The organism is Rhizobium sp. SG741, assembly GCF_012275435.1.
GTDB lineage: Bacteria > Pseudomonadota > Alphaproteobacteria > Rhizobiales > Rhizobiaceae > Rhizobium > Rhizobium lusitanum.
Map to the genome: position 1 here is coordinate 65,926 of NZ_JAAZQP010000006.1, position 22,235 is coordinate 88,160.

Below are 22,235 nucleotides of genomic sequence, written 5' to 3' on the forward strand. Positions count from 1 at the left end.
ATAGCTTTAAATTGCCTAAACATATCAACCAGATGAACGAAATTCCTTGCAGAAAAAAATTACTTGACGAGCCGCAGTAAGCCACTGATTATCGCTTTGCCGGACGGGGAGGTTCGGCTTCAAGAGGAGGAAGTTATGGAGCGCCGCTCATTTCTAAAGGCTTCGGCCGTGGCATCGCTTGCCACCGGTGTTGCCGCAATCGCCGGCAGTGCCAAAGCCCAGGATAAGAAGTTTACGATTGCCCTCATTCCGGGCCTGACGACCGATGCCTTCTACATCACCATGCGCAAGGGCGCCGAAGCCGCCGCCAAGGCTGTTGGTGCAACCCTCGTGTTCCAGGGCGCACCCGACTTCAACCCGGTGACCCAGGTGCCGGTTCTTGACGCCGTAATCGCCAAGAAGCCCGACGCGATCCTGATCGCGCCGACCGACAAGGACCAGCTGATCCAGCCGCTGAAAAAGGCTGCTGACGCCGGCATTCCGGTCATCACCGTCGATACCTTCATCGGCACCGGCGTCTATCAGACCGGAAAGGGAGACGCGGATTTTCCGCTGGCCTACATCGCCTCCGACAACCTGCTCGGCGGCGCGATCGCCGCGCGTGCGCTGGCAAAGGCAGTGGGCGAGAAGGGCAAGGTCTACGTTTCCAACGTCAAACCCGGCATCTCGACCACGGACCAGCGCGAGCAGGGCTTCAAGGACGAGATGAAGAAATATCCGAACATCACCGTTCTGGATACGCAGTATAATGACGACGACGCCAACAAGGCGGCCTCGCAACTCCAGGCCGTCTATGCCCGCAACTCCGATCTCGACGGAGTCTTCGGCGCCAATCTGTTCTCGGCCCTTGGCGCAGCCAACGGCGTGCAGCAGGCAGGCCAGACGGGCAAGATCCGCGTGGTCGCCTTCGATGCGCCGACGACGATCGTCGACAACATCAACTCCGGCCTCGTCGATCTGGCGATTGCACAACATCCGGCTGAAATCGGCTATTTCGGCGTCATGGCGGCCTATGCGCATCTGACCGGCAACTCGATCCCGACAGCGATCGGCACCGGCTTCACGGTCATCGACAAATCGAACGTCGCCGACAAGAACGTCGCGAAGTTCATCTACTCCGACTAATCGGTTGAACTCTGTGCCTCGTCCATGGGGCGGGGCACGTCTCTGATCATAATGGAGGGAATGGCGTGACGACTTCTGTACGTCCTCGCTCGAGTTTGGATTCATCCATGAGTATCGAAGATACCGAGGCCCGCAAGGCGGACCAGCATGTGGCGCCGCAGGCGGACCACGGCGACCAAGCAAAAACCGTCATCAATTATATCGCGCAGTTGCGCGCGTGGCTCTTTCTTGCCGCGCTGATCGTGACTTTCGAGATCTGGGCCCGTATCGATTTCGGCGGCACCTTCATCGGCTCGAGTTTCAACTGGCAGTCCGTGGCGGTCTTCGCCGTGGCGCCGCTGCTTCTGGCGATAGGGCAGACCTTCGTCATCATATCGGGCGGCATCGACCTTTCGACCGGCTTCATCATGGGGCTCGCGGCCGTCGTTGCTGCCCATATCACCAATGTCGCCGGCCTCTACATGCCCCTGCCCGTGGCAATGGTATTTGGCGTTCTCGTCGCCATGCTGGCCGCGACCGTGCCCGGCTACATCAACGGACTGCTGATCTCGCGTCTTAAGGTCCCGCCCTTCATCGGTACGCTCGGCATGTTCGGCGTTGCCCGCGGCACGGCCTTCCTGCTTGCGGGCGGCACCACCGTGCCTGTCAAGAACTCCTATTTCGCCGAGCTCGGCAACGGCCGCTTCTACGGCGTGCCCTATCTTGTCATCGTCACGCTCGTCTTCGTCCTCATCATGCATTACCTGCTGAGCCAGACGCGCTTCGGCCAACATAATTATGCCATCGGCGCCAATGCGCAGGCCGCGCGCCGCGCCGGCATCGATATCAAATCGCACCTGCTGCGGCTCTATGTGCTCTCCGCTGCTTGCGCCGGCCTCGGCGGCGCGCTCTACGCGGCCCGCTTTACCGCAGGTGCCGCGCAGGCGGGCGAACCGCTGCTGCTCGATAGCGTCGCTGCCGTCGTCATCGGCGGAGCCAGCCTCTTCGGCGGCTCGGGCACCATCATCGGAACCGTCGCCGGAGCGCTCGTCATCGCCGTCATCCAGTATGGCCTCGTCTTCATGAACGTCGAGCCGTTCTGGCAGTTCATCGCCGTCGGCGTCGTCATCATCATTTCGGTGCTCATCGATCAGGCGCAGCGCCGGTTCAGCGGAGCAAAACAGGATGAATAGCGCAACACCTCTTCTCGAAGTCCGCAACCTCTCGCGCTATTTCGGCGCCGTCCACGCACTCGACAATTGCTCCATGGTCGTCCGTCCCGGCGAAGTCGTCGCCCTCGCCGGCGACAACGGTGCCGGGAAGACGACAATGATCAAGGCGATCTCGGGCGTCTATCCGCCGACGTCGGGCGAGATCCTGATCGAGGGCAAGCCTGTCACCTTCTCTTCGCCGCAGGACGCGCGCGAGAAAGGCATAGAGACGATCTATCAGGATCTGGCACTTGCCGACAATCTGACGATCGGTGCCAACATCTTTCTCGGCCGCGAACCGATGAAGAAGCTCTTCGGCTTTCTGCCTGTCCTCGACCGGAAGGCCATGGCGGAGGCGGCGCGCACGACGATGGCGCAGCTCGATTTCCATGTGAAAAGGCTCGACGCGCCGGTCAGTAACTTTTCCGGCGGCCAGCGTCAGGCTGTCGCGATCGGCCGTGCGGTCTACTGGAACGCCCGCATCCTGATCATGGACGAGCCGACCGCAGCGCTCGGGGTCCCGGAACAGCGCAAGGTCGTCGCCCTGATCAAATCATTGAAGGCGCAAGGGCGCGGCGTCATCTTCATCTCGCACAATCTGCAGGATATTTTCGCGGTCTCCGACCGGATCGTCGTCCTGCGGCGCGGCATCGTCGCCGGCGAGCGCAATATTGCCGACACCAATCATGAGGAAGTCGTCAGGCTTATGATCGGCGGTTAGTGTAGCAGCGGCACAATCTCGGATCGCGAATGGGAGCGGCGACGGCGGTGGCATGCTGTCGCCGCTCTGACTATTTGGGCACTTTCGGTGCTTGGTCGCCGTCCCATGAAATTGCATTCATAGGCTGGCCAGAGGGCCGGAAAGTCAATGATCGGCGGATAAACGACGCGGCCGGGAGCTGTCGAATTACCGCCCGACACCACGAACTGCATCCGTTTTAAGCAGCACTGATTATTGCCTTGCAAACACGCATTGGCTGTGCCTGTATATACAGCCAACGGCGGCTGGGTTGACTATGCAGATTATCACTTCCAATGATGCGGCAGCGCTTTTGAAGGATGGCATGACCGTCGCCGCCTCGGCTTTTGGCGGGTGCTGCCATCCCGAAGCCATCTCGGCCGCGGTGGAGGAACGTTTTCTGGCGGAAGGCGGTCCCCGCGGTCTCACGCTGCTGTTTGCGGCGAGCGCCGGTGATCGCAAGACGCGCGGCATGGGCCACTTCGGGCATGAGGGCCTCGCGAAGCGCGTCATTGCCGGTGGATGGCGCGGCACGCCACGGCTCGGGGAACTGGCGCTTGCGGAAAAGATCGATGCCTATTGCTGGCCGCAGGGCGTGATCGCGCAGCTCTATCGCGCCATTGCTGCCGGCCAGCCCGGCGTCGTGACTCATATCGGTCTTGGCTCCTTCATGGACCCGCGCAATGGCGGCGGTCGCATGAATGAGAGCACCACCGAAGAGCTGGTGGAGCGCATCAGCCTGCGCGGCCGCGACTGGCTGCTCTATCCTTCCATGCCCCTCGATTGCGTACTTTTGCGCGGCACGACGGCCGATGAAGACGGCAATATCACGCTGGAGGACGAGGCCTTTCCGGTCGATGTCCTCGCCATGGCCCAGGCCGGCCGCAACTCCGGCGGCATCGTCATCGTCCAGGTCAAGCGCATAGCCGAGCGCGGCTCGCTGCCGGCCGCCGATGTCCGCATTCCGAGCATGCTTGTCGACTATGTCGTCGTTTGCGACGATCCAACCCAGCACGGCATAAGTTTCGGTGAAGCCGATAACATAGCCTATACCGGCCGGCTGCGCTCCGCCGTCAGCCAGTTGCCGCCCCTGCCCTTGACTGTCGACAACGTCATCCAGCGCCGCGCCTTTCAGGAGCTGCTCGGCCGGAAGGGCGCCACGATCAATCTCGGTATCGGCATTGCCGCCGGCATCGGCCGCATCGCCAGCGAAGAAGCCTTCGACGACTATACGGTCACGATCGAATCCGGTGTTATCGGTGGCATCCCGGCCGAGGAGCTTTCGTTCGGGGCGGCCGTCAATCCGAGCGCGATCATCGCGCAAGCGTCTCAGTTCGATTTCTATGATGGCGGAGGCCTCGATCTCGCCTTTCTCGGCATGGCCGAGGTCGATATCCGGGGTGCAGTCAATGTCAGCCGCTTCGGCAAGACCGTCGTCGGCGTCGGTGGCTTTACGAACATCGCGCAGACCGCCGGCTCGGTCGTCTATATGGGCTCCTTCTCCCATGGCGGCGCCGATATTCGTGTTGCCGACGGAAAGCTTTCTATCGTTGCGGACGGGCGCAGCTGCAAGATCGTCGATAAGGTGGCGCAAGTGAGCTCCGATCCTCATGCGGCACCTGTTGGGCAGCGGCAGATTGTCGTGACCGAGCGCGCCGTCTTCCATGTCATCGACGGCAGGCTGACGCTGACGGAAGTCGCGCCGGGCATCGATGCGAGAACGGATGTCATCGAGCGTCTGCCCGCGGGCGTCGCCATCGCCGACAGGCTGGTGCTGATGGATACACATCTTTTCCATCCGTCCCCGATGAAGGATTTCGCCCATGAAGATTGAAGGTGCCGTCGTCATCGTCACGGGGTCGGCGACCGGCGTCGGCGCATCCTGCGCCCGGATATTTGCCGAGAAGGGTGCAAGGGTCGTCGTCAACTACAGCCGCAGCCGCGACGAGGCGGAGGAAACAGCGTCTGTCTGCAGGGCAGCCGGGGCGGAGGTCGAACTTGTCCAGGCCGACGTGTCGGATGATGTCGCCTGCCGAATGATGGTCGCAAAGGCCGTTGACCGCTGGGGGCGGCTCGATGCGCTCGTCAACAATGCCGCCGTGACAGTCAAATCCGATCCCTTCGATCTCGAGACCCTTTCGGCCGGCGATTTCCAAACGGTCTTCGGCGTCAACGTGGTCGGCGCCTACCAGATGTGCCGAGCCGCCCTCCCCGCCATGCGGGCAAACGAAGCCGGCGCGATCGTCAACGTCTCTTCGAACGTTGCGTTTACCGGTGGCGGCTCCTCGCTTGCCTATACCGCCTCCAAGGGCGCGCTCAACGCGCTTACGCTGGCGCTTGCCCGCACCTGCGGACCGGAGATTCGCGTCAATGCCGTCTGCCCCGGTGTTATCGATACGCGGTGGATGCGCCAGACGCTCGGCCCGGATGCCTATGAAGCGCTCGCGGCGCGGTTTTCCAGCACGGCGCCGCTCGGGCGGGTCGCGACACCGGAAGATGTCGCCGGAGCGGTCGTCTGGTTGGTCGAGGGTGCCGACTTCATCACAGGCGAATTGCTGCCGGTCGATGGCGGCATCCGGCTCGCCGGCGGCACCCGCAAGCCGGCCACCAAGGCTGAGGATTGATCATGGCGATATCCGCTCGATCGTTGATGGAGTTTCCGATCCCCGAGGCGCGGCAGACGGTGAGCGCGCGTGATGCCATCCTCTATGCACTCTCAGTCGGATACGGAACAGAACCGCTCGACACGGCGCATTTGCGCCGGGTGCTGGAACGGGATCTCTTGGTAGTGCCGACCTTGGCAAATGTGGTCGCCCATGCCGGTCCGTGGATGCAGGATGCGGGTGTCAACTGGCAGCAGCTGGTCCATGCCGAGCAGCGGCTGACGATCCATCGACCCCTGCCCCTCGATGGGCCCCTGCTCTCGCGGTCGCGCATGCTCTCGATCGTTGATCGCGGTGTTGATAAGGGCATGTTCGCGACCTTCGAGCGGTCGATCGTGACATTGCCCGAGGAGACACCCGTCGCAAGCATCGTTCAGACGAATGCTTGCCGGGGCGATGGCGGATGCGGATCGGCTGGAGTGCCGCTTGACCCGCTAACGCCTGTTCCGGAGCGCGTCGCCGATGCGATGTTTTCGATCAGGGTCCCTCGGGACGCAGCCCTTCTCTATCGTCTGAACGGCGATCTCAACGCTCTCCACGTCGATCCAGCCTATGCCGCGCAAGCCGGGTTCCCGCGTCCAATCCTTCATGGCCTCTGCACCTTCGGTTATGCGGGCTACGCCATTGGTCGCGCGCTGGGGGCCGAGGGTATCGCGGATGTCGGCTTCATCGCCGCTCGCTTTACATCAGTGGTATTTCCCGGCGACAGGCTGGAGGTCGATATCTGGCACGAAGATCGCGAGGTTTATTTCCGGGCACGTGTGCCGGAGCGCGGGGTGACGGCGCTCGACTATGGAAATGCGAGGCTGTCATGACGGGACCCAAGCCAAAACCGCCTGGCGACGCGCCGCATTATCTGCGGATCAAGGAACGGATCATGGGTTTGATTGCCGAAGGCAAGTTCAAGCCCGGCGACCGCGTCTTTTCCGAAAGCGAACTGGTATCCTCTTTCGGCGTCAGCCGCATGACCGCCAATCGAGCTTTGCGCGAGCTGATGTTCGAAGGCGTGCTGACACGCTCCGCCGGTCTTGGAACCTTTGTGTCCTCGCAGCGTCACGATATCGACCTGCTGCAGATCAAGAACATCGCTGACGAAATCTCCGGCCGGGGCCACCGCCACGCCACCAATGTACTGATCGCCGACCGCATCAAGGCGGATGCGAATGTGGCGCAGTCGCTCGATCTTAAGCCCGGCATCGAAGTCATGCACACCCTCATCGTGCATCTGGAAGACAACCAGCCGATTCAGGTCGAGGAACGCTATGTCAATCCGATCGTCGCGCCGGATTATCTTGCCAATGATTTCCGCTCGATTACCCCGAACGAATATCTGACGCGCGTCGCACCGATCACCGAATTCGAGCATTTCGTCGAAGCTATCAAGCCCGATGCCGCAGTCAGAAAGCTGCTGGGCGTCAAGCCTGACCAGCCCTGCCTGCGCGTCTTCCGCCGCACCTGGTCCGGCGACGCAGTCGTGACCTGTGCGTTGCTGACCTATCCCGGCGACAAGTATCGGCTGGAGGCCCGCTCCGGCAAAGATCGCAGGAAACCCATCGCACTTCTTGGAGGCAAACAGGAATGAGCAAGACCGGCAGCATCGTATCCTTCGCCGGAACTCCCCCGGCGGTGAGCGACATTGTCGCCATCGCGCGCCGTAATGCCAGGATCGCGATCTCACCTGATGTCGAAGAGAAGATTCGCGCCGCGCGCACTGTCGTCGACCGCTATGTGGCGGCCGATCTGCCGGTCTACGGCCTGACGACCGGGCTCGGCGCCGGTGTCGATACCAAACTTGCCACGGATGATCTCATCGCCTTCCAGATGCGCGTACCGCTCGCGCGTGCGGTCGGTGTTGGGGTGGCACTGCCACGCGAGGCCGTGCGGGCAATGATGGCGGTGCGGGTCGCCGGCATGGCAGCCGGCGGCTCGGGTGTCTCGCTGCCGGTGTTCTCCGGTCTGGTCGCAGCGCTGAATGCAGGCTTCCATCCGGTCGTCCCCTCTCTCGGCTCGATCGGCGCCGCCGATCTTGCACCGTTGGCGCATATGGGCCGGGCGCTGTTGGGGGACGGCGAAGCTGAAGTCGGTGGCGTCGTGATGGCGGCCGGAGAAGCGCTTAAAAAGGCCGGGCTGGAACCGCTGCTCATCGCGCCGAAGGACGGCCACGCCCTCGTCGTCGCCAACAGCCTGTCGGTCGGCAAAGCCTGCCTCTGCCTGGAGGATGTCGAGCGGCTGTTCGACTGGTCGCTTGCGGCCGTGGCGCTGAATTTCGAAGCATTCCGCGCCAATGTCACTGCCTTCGACGACCGGGCAATGGCGGCAAGGCCGGCTTTCGGCCAATGCGCGGCCGCAGCCAGGCTGCGCGACCTGCTTTCCGGAAGCTCGCTGCTTGTCGAAGGCGCGGCGCGACGCCTGCAGGATCCCTTAAGCTATCGTTGCGCCCCTCAGGTCTGGGGCGCGCTTCTTCATGCAATCGGCGAAGCCCGTGAGGTGACCGAGATCGAAATTGCCAGTTCGGGTGACAATCCGGTCGTGCTCACCGACGAAGGTCTCATCCTGTCGCACGGCAATTTCGACATGACCGCCTTCGTGTTGGCCTGGGAGCGCCTCGGCCAGGCGCTGGCGCATTGCGCGGCCGCGACGGCCTACCGAACCATGAAGATCATGTCGGCTGCCATGTCCGAGCTGCCACGGTTCCTCACGCCGTTCGGCCAGAGCCGCACCGGTTTCGCCACGGTGCAGAAAACCGTCTCGGCGCTCGAAGCCGAGATACGCCATCTCGCCGCGCCGATCTCGCTCACGCCGATCCCGGTGGCCGATGGCGTCGAGGATCAGGCATCGATGGCACCGAGCGTTCTGACGAAGACGGAAGCCATCATCGAGCGGCTGCGCTATCTCGTTGCCATCGAGCTCATCGCGTCGGCGCAGGCCATCGAGCTGCGTGGCGTGCAGGGGGAACTGGGCGCGGGTACGCAGCAGGCCTATCGGCAGGTCCGCGAGCTTGTGCCGCCGCTCGACGAGGACCGCGCCCAGGGGCCGGATTTCCTGAGACTATCGGAATTCATAGGAAGCACCCCTCAGAAGGAGGGCATCGCCCTTCATCAATGACAAAGAGCCAAAAGGCCGCAACCGATTTGAATATAGACCAACGAATCCAGAGGGAAAAATGAGACTATCGATCCTGTCCACCATAGCCGCCGCCGTGATGGTTGCCTCCGCAGTCAGACCCGCCGCAGCCGAGCCGATCAAGGTCGGCAGCAAGAACTTCACCGAGCAATATATTCTTGCCGAAATGTATGCGGCGCTGCTTGAGAAAGCGGGCTTCCAGGTCGAGCGAAAGATCAATCTCGGCGGCACGCTGATCGCCCATCAGGCCCTGACCACGGGCCAGATCGATCTTTATCCGGAGTATACGGGCACAGCGCTCTCCTCCGTCGTCAAGGGAACCATGTCCACCGATCCGGACAAGGTCTATAACGAGGTCAAGGACTTCTACGCCAAGAACTATAATCTCACCTGGCTGAAGCCCACCGGCATCAACAACGGCTATGTGATCGTCGTCCGCAACGAAACTGCGGATGCCAACAATCTCAAGAGCTTGTCCGATCTTGCTAAAGTGGCAAATACGCTCGTCTTCGGCGGCGGCGCTGAATTTCCCGATCGTGCCGACGGCCTGCCCGGCCTGAAGCGCGTCTACAATGCGGAATTCAAGGAGTTCAAGCAATTCGCCAAGCTTGGCCTGCGCTATGACGCGCTTTCGCAAAAGGATATCGACGTCGCCAATGGTGCCGCCACCGACTGGCAGATCGGCGCCCAGGGCCTCACGGCACTTGACGACGACAAGGGCCTCTTTCCGCCCTACTATGTCGCCCCGGTCGTTCGCCAACAAGTTCTGGACGCAAATCCCAAGCTGAAGGACGTGCTGGAATCGCTCGGATCCCATCTCGACAACGCAACCATGCGCGTCCTCAACGCCAAGGTCGAGACCGATCACGAAGAGCCCAAGGATGTCGCGGAGGCATTCCTGAAGGAAAAGGGCTTGCTGCCCTGATCATCATCGAAGCGGCGGGCTGGTTCGTACCTGCCGCTTCGCTTTCCGCAGACCCGCGCGGCCTGCACCCCTCGATAACCCGGCGCAGCCGGCAACTGGCCTGGAGAACGGCAATGCAGGAAATCTGGATCGACTATCTGAACGCCATCGATACGAAAGCCCTGGCGCTTTCCAACGATGAAATTCTTGACGCCGTGACCAAGGCACTCGATGCGCAGGGACGCGGTGAGACGGTGATCGAGCCTCGTGTCCACCTCGTTCCCGAGAGCTCCGACAAGGGCCACTTCAATGTGTTGCGCGGCTATGTGAAGCCGCTCGATTACGCGGGCGTCAAAGTCGTCGGCGATTTCGTCGACAATTACAAGCAGGGCCTGCCCTCGGAACTGGCCGTGCTCAGCCTGTTCGATCCGCGCACCGGGGTGCCGAAGGCGATTATCGACGCGACTGCAATCACCGATATGCGCACGGGTGCCGTCACGGCCATCGGCGCTCGCCATCTCGCCCGCAAGGACAGCAAGATACTCGGTCATATCGGCGCGCGCGGCACATCCTATTGGAATGTGCGCCTGCTCGATCATCTCTTCGATTTCGACGAGATCCGCGTGCATTCGCGCCGTCCGGAAAGCCGTAATGCCTTCGCCGCACGACTGGAGAAAGACCTCGGCAAGAAGATCATCGTCACGGACAATTGGGAAGACTGCCTCAAGGGTGCCGACATCATGATCGAGGCAAGTCGCCTGCCCGAGCCGACGCCGCTCTTCAAGACTGCCTGGGTGAAGAAGGGCGCCTTCGTCGTTCCCTACGGCACGATGAGCGCGCTCGAATTCGACCTGACCGACATCATGGACAAGGTCGTGGTCGACGATTGGGGCCAGTGCGGCCCCGGCCGTCCGTTCGGCGCGCTGCGCCGCCATGTCGATGAAGGCAAGGTGACGGCCGAGACGCTGCATGCCGAGATTGGCCAGATCGTCTGCGGCGCCAAGCCCGGCCGCGAAAGCGACGACGAGACCATTCTCTTCTGGCATCGTGGCCTCAGCACCACCGATGTCGCGCTGGGTGCCGCGATGGTCGACAAGGCCAAGCGGATGAACATCGGCCAGCGCCTTCGTTTTGCGTGACTGCCATGACACGCCCTTCTTCAGCCATTGCCTGCTCGCGAATGTACAATCTCAGTCCGAAAATATCCGGGCTGTGGGATCGCCTGTTCGGCTGGCTTTCCAGCCACTCCGGCGTCGATCTTGAGGTCATCGCCCATGCGGCGCCTGCGCCGTTGTCGGCGCTATGGGCACGGCCGGACATGGGCGCCGTCTTCATGTGCGGCTTTCCGTTTTCAAGGCTCGCAGCCGCGGAGCGTCCCGTGCCGCTGGCAGCACCTGTTTCCCTGGCGGATTGGGGAGAAGGGCGGCCGGTCTATGCAAGCCATATCGTCGCCGCTCACGACAAACCGCTCACGGAATCTGACCTTTCGGCCGTGCGCTGGGGCTGGACCGTGCGGGACTCGCAGTCCGGCTATAACGCACCACGAGAGTTCGTCGCCGCGCTTGGGAACGGACGTTCGGTGCGCGAGACCGTCGGCCCGCTCCTCAATCCGCGCGGCGTGGTCGAGGCGATCGGCGCGGGTACGATCGATGTCGGAGCGATCGACGCCTATGCCTATCAGCTGCTTGAGATGCACGAACCCGACATGATCGCGCCGCTGCGGGTCGTTGCAACGACAAGGCCTGCGCCCTTCCCGCTTCTCGTCGCCGCCAGGCAACAGTCTCCCGAGACGATCGCCGCGCTTCAAGGCGCACTTCTTGGTGCGCATCGAAACCCGGAAGGGCGGGATATTCTCCGCTCGCTCGGCCTTGCCGCCTTCGCCGAGCCGGATATCGCGGCCTATGAGCAGCTTCCGGCAAGAGCCCGCGCTATCGACGTAGCTCTCGGAGGGGCATGGTGAAGCTCCGATACACTTGTTGCCGCCGCGAGGGAGCTCGCCCATGAAGTGGGTTCCGAAGAATTTCGGCCGTTTGGCCGAAGCCCTGCTGGAACATCTCTACCTCGTCTTCTCCTCAGTCGGGATTGCTCTGGTGATCTCCCTGATCGTCGGCATATGGGCCGCGCGCAGGCCGCGAACCTTCGGTGCCATCGTCATCGTGACCGGTGTTCTGTTCGCCGTCCCGAGCCTCGCGCTTTTTGCTCTCCTCATCCCCGTGCTCGGCATCGGCGCCGCGCCCGCCATCACCGGCCTTGCCGCCTATTCGTTGATGATCCTCATCCGCAATATCGGGCTCGGCTTTCAGGCCATTCCGCGCGACGTGCTCGATGCGGCCAACGGCATGGGATATGACACGCCAAGGCGCATCTGGGAGATAGAGCTGCCGCTCGCCATGCCCTTCATCGTTGGCGGCATTCGCATCGCGATCGTGACAGTCATCGGTATCGCCACTGTGGCCGCCTACATCAATGCCGGCGGTCTCGGCGTCATCATCTTCGAGGGTATCGACCAGCGTTTTCCGGAAAAGATTCTTGCCGGCGGCCTGCTCACTTCGGCATTGGCGCTTTTTGCCGATTACCTTTTCGCGTCGCTCGAAAAATACCTGCGCCGCCGCAACGGAAGGCAGGCGGCATGATGCTGATCGATGCCATCAACTGGATTTCCCAGAACCAGAACACCTTCTTCAGCGCCTTTAACCGCCATGTGCTGATGTGCGCCATATCGCTCGGCATTGCCCTCGTCATTGCGATACCGCTCGGCTTTCTCGTCGCGCGGGCGCCGCGCGCCGCCTTCGTCGCCGTCAATATCGCCGGCTCGCTGCGTTCCATTCCGAGTCTTGCCATTCTGTCGGCGGCGATGCCCTTTCTCGGCATCGGGCTTTTGCCCTCGGTCATCGCGCTGATCGTGCTGGCGATACCGCCCCTGCTGCTCAACACCATCATCGGCATAAGGGAAATCGATCCGGCGCTTCTCGATGCCGCCAACGGCATGGGCATGGGGCGACGCGATATTCTCTGGCAGATCGAGTTTCCGCTTTCGGTGCCTTCGATCCTTGCCGGCGTGCGCACCAGCGCCATTCAGGTGATCGGCGGTGCGGCACTCGCTTCCTTCATCGGCGGTGGCGGGCTCGGTGATTTCATCAATGCCGGCATCGCCATCATGAACATGCCGCGCCTTCTGGTCGGCGCCCTTCCGATCGCGCTTCTCGCCATCGCGGCCGAACTCGTCTTCGGCCGGCTGGTGCGATTTTTCACTCAAAGACGATGACCGCAAAGGGCGCTTGATATGATCAGACTGGACAAGGTCTCGAAGAACTACGAGGGAAGCGGGCGCCACGCCGTCGACAGTCTCGATCTCATCATCGAAACGGGCACGACCGTCGCGTTGATCGGCCCTTCCGGCTGCGGCAAGACCACCACCATGCGCATGATCAACAGGTTGGAAACACCGACCGCCGGCCGTGTGCTGGTCAATGATCGCGACGTGGCCGCGACCGATCCGAAGGAGCTTCGCCGCAGCATCGGCTATGTCATCCAGCAGGTCGGCCTGTTCCCGCATATGACGATCGAGCGCAACGTCGCGACCGTGCCGCGCCTGCTCGGCTGGGGCAAGGCAAGGACGGACCGCCGCATCGACGAACTTCTCGAACTGGTCGGCCTCGATCCCTCGATCATGCGCAGGCGCCTGCCGCATGAACTTTCCGGCGGCCAGCGCCAGCGCGTCGGCTTTGCCCGGGCACTGGCTGCCGATCCCGCCATCATGCTGATGGACGAGCCCTTCGGCGCGATCGATCCGATTACCCGCGTGCGTCTGCAGGACGAGTTCCGGCAGATCCTGAAAAAGGTCAGCAAGACGGTCGTCATCGTCACCCACGATATCGACGAGGCGATCAAGATGGGCGACCGCATCGCCATCATGCGCGATGGACGCCTGCTGCAATATGATACGCCGGAAGCGATCCTGGCGCGGCCGGCCGACGAGTTCGTCGAGAGTTTCCTCGGTCCGGACAGGGCGATCAAGCGCCTGCGCCTGATTGCGGTCGCGAGCGTCATGGCGCCGCCCGCGCCTCAGGCTTCCGCCGTATCCATCAAGCCCGACGCCAGTCTTCATGATGCGCTGGCGCTGATCCTGGCAGGGGATCTGCCCGGTCTTGATGTCAGAGCGGAGAGTGGCGAAACGGTGGGGTATCTCTCCCGCGAGACGGTGCTTTCCGCGCATAGGTAGGGCAGTCAAGTCCGCTTTGAGGGCCGTGATTGGCATGGAGTCTTGGAAACGAGTGCGCGCATAATCTACGTTGAAATCAAAGTCCATCTACATGGATGGTGGCCGTGGCCATTAACGTCAATGATCCGGAGGCGGATGCGCTAACGCGCAAGTTTGCGCACATGGCTGGCGTCGCCATTTCCGAAGCGATCGTTATCGCTACGAAGGAGGCGATCGCATCGGCTAAAAACCCTATGACCTCGCCGATCGCCGTGCTGGAAGCAGCGCGTGGCCTTGCCCGTCCGGATAAATTCGATCTCTCGGTGGAGGCAGTAGAGTCCCTGCTTCTGGAATTCATGGACGAGCGCGGTATTGAAATCTGTGATCTGCCGCCGGCGGGAAACAACCCGTCTAGCGCTTGCGGCGGCGCATCGCTATCGCTCTGAACGTCATGGGCTCAATCTCGGCGATTGCTTGCATTACGCCTGCGCCAAATACTATGGCGTACCGATCCTAGCGCAGGCAGAGGAATTCCGGCGAACCGACGTTGAAACCGTCCTCTATCGGGAATGATGCTAGCCACGATTGGAATCTTGCTCCCCGTGGGCGGCGCGCAATAACGCCAACGGGAAATAGTAAAAGCAAATCCCCGCCGTGGCTCACACAGCGGGGACCGTCGATATCACCAGGCTCTTTATTATGCCGGCAGCTGGAATACCCAGTTGGCTATCAGTACGATAGCGAGACCGCCGACCAACGCTAGGTAAGGCAGAATACCCGCTTTTTTCACGCCGAGATCCTGACCGACAAGACCCAGATCATCCATGGCGCCGGCCGGGAACTTGCCGCCGTCGCGCACATAGTGCCTGTAGGCGAAAACCGGCAGGATCAACGCGGCGAACGCAAAGCCGATCCAGAGTGCGTTCGCATAGCCCCAGACCTTGGCGCCGGCACCGAGGAAGAGCGCATTGACGAAGGCAAGAACGGTGTTGAGGCCGATGAGCCAGGCCGGTGCCTTCCAGGGACGCTCGATATGGCCGGAATCCATGCGATGGATCCAACCGGAGTTGAGATTGAGGAAGTTGAAGATGATGTATCCGACGTTGGAGACGGCGAGCACGAAGAAATAGCCGCTGGTATCCGACGCTATGGCGAGAAGGGCGAGGTTGAAGGCGAAGTCCGTCCACATCGCTCTGGTCGGCGCGCCATTCTCGTTCACGTGGTCGAGATATTTCGGTAGCCAGCCATCCTTCGAGCCCTGATAGAGCGTGCGCGACGAACCGGCCATGGCGGTCATGATGGCAAGGAAGAGCGCCATGATCATCAGGATGACGAGCAGCTGTGTGACGATACCGCCGGCGCCGATCAGGCCACCGAGCGCTTCGCCGACACCCGTGCCATCGACGATGCCGGGCGCCAGCATGCCGGAATGGCCGAGCACACCCTGAAAGGCGAAGGGCACGAGGAAGAAGAAGACGCAGCAGGCGAGACCGGAATAGAAGATCGCCTTGAACGTATCCGTCTTCGGGTTCTTGAGCTCACGCGTATAGCAGACGGCTGTTTCGAAGCCGTAGGTCGACCAGGCCGCGATATAGAGGCCGCCGAGGAAGAGCGTCCAGCCGCCATTGCTCCAGGTGCCATCGGTCGCGGCATAGGCCGCCGTCGGCGGCACGAGGCCGGTGACGTTGGTGGAGAGAATCTGGCCGCTGACGATCGGATAGACGCCGATGATCAGCAACGGCACGAGAACGATGATCGCCAGCCACTTCTGCACGCTTGCCGTCTCGGAGATGCCACGATGCTGGATCGCGAAAATGATCAGCATCAGGATACCGCCGATGAAGAAAGTGGCGTTGATGTTGGCCGTTGCGAGGAAGGGAATGTTGAAGCTGACGAGAGACCAGTTGCGAACGGCAGGCGTCAGCGCGGCAACGCCATCGGCGCTGAGCAGCGCTGTTACGGCATCCTGCGGCGACGTGCCGGCGTGAGCCGCAATATATTCGGCAATCCGCGGGCTATCGGCCGTAATGGATGTTGCATGGGCGCTGATCCAGCTGAGCACGGCCTGCGAATCTGCCGCCGGGATCGGGTAGAAGGCATTGAGAATATAGCCCGCGGCGATGGCGCAGCCGAGCGATAGCACCGGCGACCAGGCGAACCAGTTGCACCAGACGGAAAGCGGCGCGATGAACTTCGAATAACGCAGCCAGGCGGTTGCGCCGTAGACCGAAGCACCACCGGACTTGTTGCCGAACATGCCGGCGATTTCCGCATAGGTGAAGGATTGCAGGAACCCCATGATCATCGAGATGATCCAGACGACGAAGGCGAGCTTGCCCGTCGTGCCGGCGATACCGCCGATGGAAAAGAGAACGAGCGGCGGCACGCCCGCAGCCACCCAGAACGCGCCCTTCCAATCGAGCGCGCGTATAAGCTTACCTTCGGTGCCGACAGAAGCGCCGGCGTCCACAATATCCGTCATTGGTGATGTTCCCCATCTTTGTTCCGGACGTATCTCTCCTACGTCTCCCCGAACGTGCCTCCCATGGCATTTTTGGCTTGCTGGAGGTTTTCGCGAGCCGCGTCTGTGCGCGGATTTCCAATTACCAAGCCTTTATACATAGTGAAGATATTTTCTTTCTAGTCAATATCCCTTTACTTTCCGATGGCATTTTGTCAGCATGATTCCGGTGCCGTAGCGCACCTCGTTTTCCCGAGAGGGCCACATGCGAGAACTCCATCCGCCGATCGCCGGGATACGGCCCGTTTCGGCGAGCATTGTCCGTTATCCGGGCATTCCGGCGCTGCCGTCTGACACCGAACGCTATCGCTGTAAGGGCGGCGGCACACTCGTCGTGCGTGTCGAGGCGGGCGATCGAATCACGCTGACCGACTGCGAAGGCGGCCAGACCTGCGAGCTGTCATTCCTCGATGAGAAGGGCCGCTTCCAGTCCGCCGGATTGGGTGCCGCCTTCACCGGTGCCGCCGAAGGATTGAAGTCTATCCTGTCCTCCAAAGACGCAAGCGCTTCGCGCGTGCGCGCGGCGCTCGAGCGCCGCGGTGCCGATCTCGCGTCGGCCGGCGCTCTCAGCATCTTCGGAGAAACCTCACCGCCCGGCAGCACGGCTGAATTCACCATCGCTCTGAAAGGTCTGCTCATCGCCTGCGCCCCGGGCGCGGCCATGTCGCCGGAGGCACAGGATACGGCAACGCCGGTGGAGATCAGGATCCGGCGCGCGACGATCCTCCGCGACTATGCCTCCGCCCTGCCCGAACCCCTGGCCGATCCGATCGAGGATATCCGCATCAAGGCGGCCACAGCCTCCGCCTATTTCGTTCGCGCCGGCGAATTCATCCAGATCATCGACGTCTATGGGCGGCAGTGCACCGACTTTCAGGCGTTTGCTGCCCGCAAGGTGGACAAGGGGCTGGATCTCGCGCTCGATTCCACCGTCACGCGCACCCTGCTCGGCCGCAGCTATCCGACGCCCGGCCTGCCCTCCAAGGCCTTCGACCGGGATTTCGAGCCGCTTATAGAAATCGTCCAGGATACGGTCGGCCGCCACGATGCCTTCGCCACCGCCTGCAATTCACGTTACTATGACGATATGGGCTATCCCGGCCACGTGAACTGCACCGACAATTTCAACGCAGTGCTCGCGCCTTACGGCATCGCCGGCCGCAAGGGCTGGGAGGCGCTCAACTACTTCTACAACACCAATATCGACCACAATAATCAGCTCTATCTCGACGAACCCTGGTCGCGACCGGGCGACTATGTACTGATGCGGGCGCTGACCGATCTCGTCTGCGTCTCCTCCTCCTGTCCGGACGATATCGACGCGGCCAATGGCTGGGACCCGACCGATATCCATGTCCGCACCTTTTCCGGCAAAGAAAAATTCACACGAGCGGTAGCCTATCGCATGACCCCTGACGCTGACGCCGAACTCACGCGGGAAACCGCGTTTCACCCCCGCCTCTCCGCACTGACGCGGGATTACACCGAATATCGCGGCTTCTGGCTGCCGAACCGCTTCTCTTCGGAGGGACCTGTCGAGGAATATTGGGCCTGCCGCGAGAGAGCCGTGGTCATTGACCTCTCGCCGCTGCGCAAGTTCGAGGTGACGGGACCGGATGCGGAGGAGTTGCTGCAATATTGCCTGACCCGCGACGTCCGCAAGCTATCGACCGGCCAGGTCGTCTACTCCGCCATGTGCTACGAAAATGGCGGCATGATCGACGACGGCACGCTTTTCCGTCTCGGCGACAAGAATTTCCGCTGGATCGGCGGCGATGACTATAGCGGCATCTGGTTGCGCGAGCAGGCGGAGAAAAAAGGGTTCAAGGCCTGGGTCCGCTCGTCGACCGACCAGATGCACAATATCGCGCTGCAAGGCCCGAAGAGCCGCGATATCCTGAAGGAGATCATCTGGACGGCGCCACGCCAACCCGCGATCGGCGAACTTGAATGGTTCCGTTTCACTGTGGGCCGCATCGGTCACTTCGAAGGCGCGCCGGTCGTCGTCTCGCGCACCGGCTATACCGGTGAACTTGGCTATGAGATTTTCTGCCATCCGAAGGATGCGGCCACCGTTTTCGACGCCGTCTGGAAGGCCGGCGAGCCATACGGCTTGAAGCCCATGGGGCTGGAGGCGCTGGATATGGTCCGCATCGAGGCCGGCCTGATCTTCGCCCATCATGAATTCACCGACCAGACCGATCCTTTCGAGGCCGGCATCGGCTTCACCGTGCCGCTGAAGTCCAAGCAGGATGATTTCATTGGCCGTGAGGCGCTGATACGGCGAAAGGAAAATCCGCGTCATCTGATGGTCGGTCTCGACATCGAGGCCAACGAAGCGGTCGGACATGGAGACTGCATCCATATCGGCCGTGCTCAGGTCGGCGTGATCACCAGCGCGACCCGCTCGCCGATCCTCGGCAAGACGATCGCGCTTGCTCGCGTCGATGTCCTACACGCAGGCATCGGCACCAAGGTCGAGATCGGCAAGCTCGATGGCCATCAGAAGCGCCTGCCGGCTGTGATCGTGCCACTCTCGCATTACGATCCGCAGAAGACGCGACCGCGTTCATAAAGCGTTTTTACTCCGCTTTCCTCTGCGCATTCGAGATCGCCCGCGCCGCCTCCTCGGAGGAATTGGCGAGCGTGCGCATCTCTGCCGCCAGCACCGCAAACCCCGACCCCGCCGTTCCGGCTCTCGCTGCCTCGATGCCGGCATTGACCGCAAGCAGCTTCAGGTAGCGCAACGACTGCAGGATCTCGTTGGTCTTGGAGGCCGTAACCCGCATGCCCGATGTCTGTTCGTCGATACGCTGATAGAGCGACTCGATGTTGATGATGCTGCCCTCCAAGTAGAGCAATTCCCCGGCCTCGTCCCATACGCCGCCGCCGGTCTCCGTCACCCAGATGAGATGACCGTCGCGATGGCGTATCCGGTACTCCATCGTCCAGTCGGCGCGGCTTTCCAGCGCCTTGCCGACAACCTCGTCCATGAGTGGAACATCCTCCTCGTACATGATGGAGGTGAAGGTTCGCGTGCGGTTGCCGATAATCTCGTCGACGGGATAACCGAAGATGCGTTCGACGCCGTCGGTCATTTCCAGCATCGTATAGTTCTCGTCAGCGCGGCAGCGATAAAGGAAGCCGCTCATGCGGCCAAGAACGCTAGTTTGGAAATCCATGGAGGCCGTACCCGAAGAAAAAGTTGCTGATCAAATCGCTTCGTCTCAACTCAAATACGCCAGCAAGGGCGGCGCTGAGCCTCCCTTGCCGGTCACGCGGGAATATGGCGGGCGCGTCAGTTGCGCAGATATTCTTCCATCGAGTCATCAAGCGCTTCGACCCAGGGTGTATGATGCTTGGGCGACATATTGCCGGTCATCAGCGAACGATAAGCATGGTCGCGGAAGCCCATGATGTTCTCAGCCTTGTGATGCTCCCATTCCATGAAGGTCTTGTTCGTACCTTCGATATCGAAACTCGGATAATCGGTCTCGGCGAGCAACTCCTTCACATAGTCGCCCTGGTACCAGATCATCTGTTCGGCATCCTCGAGCGTTTCCTCGCGGGCGCGCCACATGTCGAAATTCGCCTGCAGCTCTTCTTCCGGCGGCAGCTTGATGCGGCCCATCATGACGTCGCGCGCCCACCAGGCCTGTACGTCGAACATGTTGAAGGTGTAGAACTGGTCCTGCATGCCGATGTAGAATAGCTGCGGATTCTTGTCGAAGATCACGCCCTTGTAGAGATGATCGGCCCAGAGACGGTTGGCCGTCTTCAGGCGCAGATCGTCCGGCAGGAAGGGGAAGTGGTGCTGGTATCCAGTGCAAAGGATCAGCGCATCGACCTCCTTGGAGGAGCCGTCGAGGAAATGGGCCGTCTTGTTCTCGAGCCGCGTCAGCAGCGGCCGCTCCTCGAAATTATCAGGCCATTTGAAGCCCATCGGCTTAGAGCGGTAGCTCGTCGTCACCGATTTCGCGCCGTATTTCCAGCATTGCGAGCCGATATCCTCGGCCGAATAGCTGCGGCCGACGATCAACACGTCCTTGCCCTTGAATTCCAGCGCATCGCGGAAGTCGTGGGCATGCAGCACGCGGCCGTTGAAGGTCTTCACCCCTTCGAAATAGGGGACGTTCGGCGTCGAGAAGTGGCCGCTCGCGACCACGACGTAATCGAACTCCTCGTCATACATGCGGTCCTGGGCACGGTCATGCGCAGTCACCGTGAACTTCTTCGTCTCCTCATCGAAACGCACCATGCGCACGGGCGTGCTGAAACGCACCCATTTGCGCACATCGGCCTTCTCGACGCGACCCTTGATATAGTCCCAGAGCACGGCGCGCGGCGGATAGGAGGCGATGGGCTTGCCGAAATGCTCTTCGAACGAATAGTCGGCGAATTCCAGGCATTCCTTGGGGCCGTTCGACCATAGGTATCGATACATGCTGCCGTGGACGGGTTCACCATATTCGTCCAGGCCGGTGCGCCAGGTGTAATTCCAAAGCCCGCCCCAGTCGGACTGTTTTTCGTAGCAGACGACTTCCGGGATCTCAGCGCCTTTCTGCGCTGCCGATTGGAAGGCCCGCAACTGGGCCAGTCCCGAAGGACCGGCGCCGATAACGGCAACTCTTGTCATGAAGCATTCCCCTTCTCGATTGTATCGAAATTCTTATCGTATGCAGTCGTTTGGCACTGGGACGGGATCAATCCGGGAAGATGCCGGGGCTGGTCGGCGCCCCGTCGTCATAGGTCGAAAGCCAGTCGATGGTGGTCTCGCGGAAGCGTGTCAGGCCCTTGTAGTCGATGAGTTCCGGCGGCAAGGTTCGCAGCACGCGCGGGAAGCGGCGTGCCCATTTTGGCACCGTCACGAGTTCGTCCATGTTCATCAGATAGCAGCGGATCACGAAGAGGATGGCATTCGAACGCGGCAGGCGCCACAGGCTCTGCAATTCCACGCGCAGATGTACTTTCTCGCCGACATTCTCCGGTGTCACCGTTGTACGGTCCGGCCCCCATTTCGGATAGTTCTCGGGACTGGTGTCGAGGCGGGGATTGATCGTCATCGTCCAGTTGAACCGGCGCGTCGGCTTGCCCTGCTGCAGGTTCAGCAGGAACTTCAAAGCGCGGTCGAAGACGCCGATCTGGTGGGCGAGCGGCACCGGTCCGTGCCATTCCATGAAATTCATGCCGATGTCGAAGTCGAGCGACCAGTCGGCCTGGGTCGTGACCATGCCGGCATCCATCCAGAGATTGCCGTCCCGCTGGTCGACGATGCAGAAATCGCCCTGTGCCTGGCGGGTGATGTATTCGAAGGGCTCGTAGGGCAGCGTGGATGTATCGCCGAAGGTGAAGGTGTCGTCGATGCCGAGCGGCCGGTTGATCCAGCGCCACCGGTCGCCGTTCTTGGTGAGCGTAAAGTGCTCGGGATAGCCGGCAGCCTGCTCTTCCATCAGCAGTTCCAGCGTATCCCACTGCGCCGACATCATGTGCGGCAGCGCCTGATAGCGCAGCGGATCTTCCTTCAGAACCAGCGCCCGGTCGCGCATTTCGGCGACGTAGTGCTCGTCGACGTCGATCAGGCTTTCGTAGATCGTGTTCTTCTGACCCTTCACATGCGGTTCCATGTTGACGGAATACATGTACTCGTCGCGGTCGAAAGGAAACGGAAAGCGCCGGATGTTTTCCGGACTGTTGCGATAGCTGAAATCGTCCCGGAAGGTTTCCTGCTTGAAGGCGATTGCCATGTCCGTTCTCCTGAGTATCGGTCCG

General features: G+C 61.5%; 20 protein-coding genes and 1 pseudogene. 17 read left to right on the plus strand and 4 right to left on the minus strand.

Annotated features, from left to right (window positions below; all coding sequences use genetic code 11):
• Positions 1–135: 135 nt before the first annotated feature.
• The 16 genes and pseudogenes from FHT29_RS16785 to FHT29_RS34485 all read left to right on the plus strand — a co-directional run bounded on the left by FHT29_RS16785 (position 136) and on the right by FHT29_RS34485 (position 14,518).
• Complete coding sequence (locus FHT29_RS16785; protein ID WP_037200218.1) at positions 136–1,125, plus strand: substrate-binding domain-containing protein; 990 nt, start codon at positions 136–138, stop codon at positions 1,123–1,125.
• Between the two features lie 107 nt (positions 1,126–1,232).
• The gene (locus tag FHT29_RS16790; protein ID WP_037200216.1) at positions 1,233–2,297 is read left to right on the plus strand and encodes a ribose ABC transporter; all 1,065 of its coding nucleotides are present in this window, start codon (positions 1,233–1,235) and stop codon (positions 2,295–2,297) included.
• Positions 2,290–3,036, plus strand: coding sequence for an ATP-binding cassette domain-containing protein (locus tag FHT29_RS16795; protein ID WP_047561580.1), 747 nt, complete (start codon positions 2,290–2,292; stop codon positions 3,034–3,036). The genes FHT29_RS16790 and FHT29_RS16795 overlap by 8 nt, the downstream gene beginning before the upstream one ends.
• Before the next feature lie 295 nt (positions 3,037–3,331).
• Positions 3,332–4,888 carry a CoA-transferase gene (locus FHT29_RS16800; protein ID WP_168599883.1) on the plus strand — a complete coding sequence of 519 codons (1,557 nt, stop codon included), beginning with the start codon at positions 3,332–3,334 and terminating at the stop codon, positions 4,886–4,888.
• The gene (locus tag FHT29_RS16805; RefSeq protein WP_047561576.1) at positions 4,878–5,678 is read left to right on the plus strand and encodes an SDR family oxidoreductase; all 801 of its coding nucleotides are present in this window, start codon (positions 4,878–4,880) and stop codon (positions 5,676–5,678) included. Before FHT29_RS16800 ends, FHT29_RS16805 begins: the two co-directional genes overlap by 11 nt.
• A 2-nt stretch (positions 5,679–5,680) precedes the next feature.
• Positions 5,681–6,532, plus strand: a complete 852-nt coding sequence (locus tag FHT29_RS16810; protein WP_047561574.1) for a MaoC/PaaZ C-terminal domain-containing protein — start codon at positions 5,681–5,683, stop codon at positions 6,530–6,532.
• Entirely contained in the window at positions 6,529–7,299 is a 771-nt protein-coding gene (gene hutC, locus FHT29_RS16815; protein WP_037200205.1) for a histidine utilization repressor, read from the plus strand. Before FHT29_RS16810 ends, hutC begins: the two co-directional genes overlap by 4 nt.
• On the plus strand, positions 7,296–8,822 hold the full coding sequence (hutH, locus tag FHT29_RS16820; protein WP_168599884.1) for a histidine ammonia-lyase: 1,527 nt from the start codon (positions 7,296–7,298) through the stop codon (positions 8,820–8,822). The genes hutC and hutH overlap by 4 nt, the downstream gene beginning before the upstream one ends.
• Positions 8,823–8,880: 58 nt before the next feature.
• Complete coding sequence (locus FHT29_RS16825; RefSeq protein WP_047561570.1) at positions 8,881–9,765, plus strand: glycine betaine ABC transporter substrate-binding protein; 885 nt, start codon at positions 8,881–8,883, stop codon at positions 9,763–9,765.
• Between the two features lie 113 nt (positions 9,766–9,878).
• Positions 9,879–10,883, plus strand: a complete 1,005-nt coding sequence (locus FHT29_RS16830) for an ornithine cyclodeaminase family protein (protein WP_047561568.1) — start codon at positions 9,879–9,881, stop codon at positions 10,881–10,883.
• A 5-nt stretch (positions 10,884–10,888) separates the two neighbouring features.
• Positions 10,889–11,704, plus strand: a complete 816-nt coding sequence (locus FHT29_RS16835) for a PhnD/SsuA/transferrin family substrate-binding protein (protein WP_047561566.1) — start codon at positions 10,889–10,891, stop codon at positions 11,702–11,704.
• A 40-nt stretch (positions 11,705–11,744) separates the two neighbouring features.
• Positions 11,745–12,377 carry an ABC transporter permease gene (locus tag FHT29_RS16840; RefSeq protein ID WP_047561564.1) on the plus strand — a complete coding sequence of 211 codons (633 nt, stop codon included), beginning with the start codon at positions 11,745–11,747 and terminating at the stop codon, positions 12,375–12,377.
• Positions 12,374–13,009 (plus strand): ABC transporter permease, encoded by a 636-nt coding sequence (locus FHT29_RS16845; RefSeq protein ID WP_047561562.1) that lies wholly within the window; start codon positions 12,374–12,376, stop codon positions 13,007–13,009. Before FHT29_RS16840 ends, FHT29_RS16845 begins: the two co-directional genes overlap by 4 nt.
• A gap of 18 nt (positions 13,010–13,027) precedes the next feature.
• On the plus strand, positions 13,028–13,966 hold the full coding sequence (locus FHT29_RS16850) for an ABC transporter ATP-binding protein (RefSeq protein ID WP_047561559.1): 939 nt from the start codon (positions 13,028–13,030) through the stop codon (positions 13,964–13,966).
• A 104-nt stretch (positions 13,967–14,070) separates the two neighbouring features.
• Positions 14,071–14,181: pseudogene (locus tag FHT29_RS35065) on the plus strand (type II toxin-antitoxin system VapB family antitoxin); the annotation flags it as partial.
• A 145-nt stretch (positions 14,182–14,326) separates the two neighbouring features.
• The gene (locus FHT29_RS34485) at positions 14,327–14,518 is read left to right on the plus strand and encodes a type II toxin-antitoxin system VapC family toxin (protein ID WP_348644868.1); all 192 of its coding nucleotides are present in this window, start codon (positions 14,327–14,329) and stop codon (positions 14,516–14,518) included.
• 124 nt (positions 14,519–14,642) lie between these two features.
• On the opposite strand, the gene FHT29_RS16860 is transcribed toward FHT29_RS34485, so the two are convergent.
• Complete coding sequence (locus tag FHT29_RS16860) at positions 14,643–16,427, minus strand: APC family permease (protein ID WP_047561557.1); 1,785 nt, start codon at positions 16,425–16,427, stop codon at positions 14,643–14,645.
• Between the two features lie 244 nt (positions 16,428–16,671).
• Between FHT29_RS16860 and FHT29_RS16865 the strand changes: the two genes are divergently transcribed.
• Complete coding sequence (locus FHT29_RS16865) at positions 16,672–19,041, plus strand: DUF1989 domain-containing protein (RefSeq protein WP_168599885.1); 2,370 nt, start codon at positions 16,672–16,674, stop codon at positions 19,039–19,041.
• A 7-nt stretch (positions 19,042–19,048) separates the two neighbouring features.
• Here FHT29_RS16865 and FHT29_RS16870 read toward each other — a convergent pair whose 3' ends face one another.
• The 3 genes from FHT29_RS16870 to FHT29_RS16880 form a co-directional block, all read right to left on the minus strand.
• A complete protein-coding gene (locus tag FHT29_RS16870; RefSeq protein ID WP_037200188.1) occupies positions 19,049–19,648 on the minus strand; it encodes a PAS domain-containing protein in 600 nt (199 codons plus the stop codon).
• A 116-nt stretch (positions 19,649–19,764) separates the two neighbouring features.
• Positions 19,765–21,102, minus strand: coding sequence for an NAD(P)/FAD-dependent oxidoreductase (locus FHT29_RS16875; protein ID WP_037200186.1), 1,338 nt, complete (start codon positions 21,100–21,102; stop codon positions 19,765–19,767).
• Positions 21,103–21,169: 67 nt separating this feature from the next.
• Positions 21,170–22,210: a DUF3445 domain-containing protein gene (locus FHT29_RS16880; RefSeq protein ID WP_168599886.1), complete on the minus strand. Its 1,041-nt coding sequence runs from the start codon at positions 22,208–22,210 to the stop codon at positions 21,170–21,172.
• Positions 22,211–22,235: the final 25 nt, after the last annotated feature.